Origin of the sequence: Eubacterium sp. AF22-8LB, assembly GCF_003458715.1 — a bacterium.
Lineage (GTDB): Bacteria > Bacillota_I > Bacilli_A > Erysipelotrichales > Erysipelotrichaceae > Holdemanella.
Map to the genome: position 1 here is coordinate 1 of NZ_QRVI01000035.1, position 1,890 is coordinate 1,890.

Annotated in this window: 2 protein-coding genes; both read right to left on the reverse strand. The window is 31.0% G+C overall.

What is annotated here, in order from left to right; genetic code table 11:
• Positions 1 to 49 precede the first annotated feature (49 nt).
• A complete protein-coding gene (locus DWY01_RS11915; RefSeq protein WP_256372091.1) occupies positions 50 to 172 on the reverse strand; it encodes a hypothetical protein in 123 nt (40 codons plus the stop codon).
• A 17-nt stretch (positions 173 to 189) separates the two neighbouring features.
• The coding region (locus tag DWY01_RS10425; protein WP_199519954.1) for a site-specific DNA-methyltransferase at positions 190 to 1,890 on the reverse strand (1,701 nt) is incomplete at its 5' end.

A 1,890-nucleotide genomic window follows, 5' to 3' on the forward strand; every position in this document is an offset into this window, starting at 1 on the left:
CTTTCTATTGTACCACTGGTGTAAATTTTCTCTTTTTGACTAGTCCTATTTATATGCTATTATCTACTTCAATAGTAAATAATGAATCTTTAACTTCACAACCATCAAAAATATCACATATTGCATTCACTGCATCAGTTTGATATGGTTGATCAACAAACTTTAATTTCATTCGACCAACTCCTTTCTCTAAATACATTTAATATCTTCTACACCACATTGTTTTAAATTATAAGTAGCATTAATTTTGTCATTATCATTATTAAATCCAGCTTCATTAAAAATCACTGTTTTCGGAGATAATTCGCCAATAGCTTTTACATCCTCAGAAGTAATCTGATTAACTAAACAAACGATCATATAGCGCTTGCCAACACGATACATTGTTTTGCCATTCACATTAATTTCTTCAACCTGTTTATCAAACACACCATATTTAAGCATAATTTCATAAAGAATATCTTCTTTACTTCTATCTTCCTTAAATACTTCACCTAAACGCATAGCAAGCTCTTTTTCATCAAGCTTCATATTAGGATCCCACTCATTCACATTTGTAGAATCTAATTTGAACACTTTAAATCCTATATCTGTTGTAAACTGTTCATCAGATCCAAACAATCCATCAGAAGGATGTTCTTTCTCCCATTCAGACTTAATCTGTTCACCCGCAAGATGAATACGTTCTTCCCCAATTTCACAGATATTTTTATATCCAGCCTTGTATGCTTCTGATTTTTCATTACATAACTCTGGTAATTGAATCATTATAAACTTACGATTACCACCATCTTCTGCATTCAACTTCATCACTGCATGAGCTGTAGTAGCAGAACCGGAAAAGAAATCTAATATAAACGAATCCTTATCATCATATGTCATCATTTTAAGCATTCTAACTATAAGTTCAATTGGTTTAGGAGTATCAAAAGATGGACCGTTCATCAATGTTTTCAGCTTTGTAGTTGCTGTAGATGTTAAACCCACATCATCCCACCATGTGGTTACAGTCTTTCTTGTTTTCATTGCATCAGACTTGTAATATTTCTGATATAAACTATTTCCTCTTTTAACAACATACCCATTGTTATATTTTTCAGTCATTGTTTCCTTAGAAAAACGCCAATAGTTTGTTATTCCTAAAAATTCATAAAATGGATTCCCTTTTTTTTCTCCTCCAGGACCATCAACAGGAACCAAGCGATATTCACCTTTACCATCATTATCGTCGTAATTAAAATTATCTAAAACAGGATCAACACCAATTAATTTTCTATTTTGTTCAATTACAGTAATATTCTTTGCATAAAAGGCAATGAAATTATGATTAGATGAAACAATTTTATCGTTTGAAATAGATGCTCTAGATTTATGACATATAGTAGCTATTCTATTTGATTCTCCAAATATTTCGTTACATATATTCTCTAAATTTACTACTTCATGATCATCAATTGAAATGAAAACCACTCCGTCATCAGACAACAAATTTTTTGCTAATAGTAATCTTGGATACATCATATTTAACCAATCCGTATGGAATCTTCCACTACTTTCTGGATTAGATGAAGATGCTTGATTAGTTTGTACTTTATAGTTTTCTATTGAATTAGAAAAGCTATCATTATACACAAAATCATTTCCTGTATTATAGGGTGGATCAATATAAATCATTTTAATCTTTCCATAATATGTTTTTTGAAGTTGTTTTAGAACTTCTAAGTTATCCCCTTCAATATAAAGATTTTCTGTTGCATCCCAGTTCTTTGATTTTTCTTTACATGGTCTTAATGTTGCAGATGATGGTGTTTGAGCTAATTTAATTGATTTAGCTTTACCATTCCAAGTAAATTGATAACGCTCTTGCCCCCCCCCCGAAAATTTCAGAGC

Coding starts and splice junctions, on each gene's coding strand:
- DWY01_RS11915 (WP_256372091.1), bottom strand. CDS start 172: ATGAAATTAAAGTTTGTTGATCAACCATATCAAACTGATGCAGTGAAT.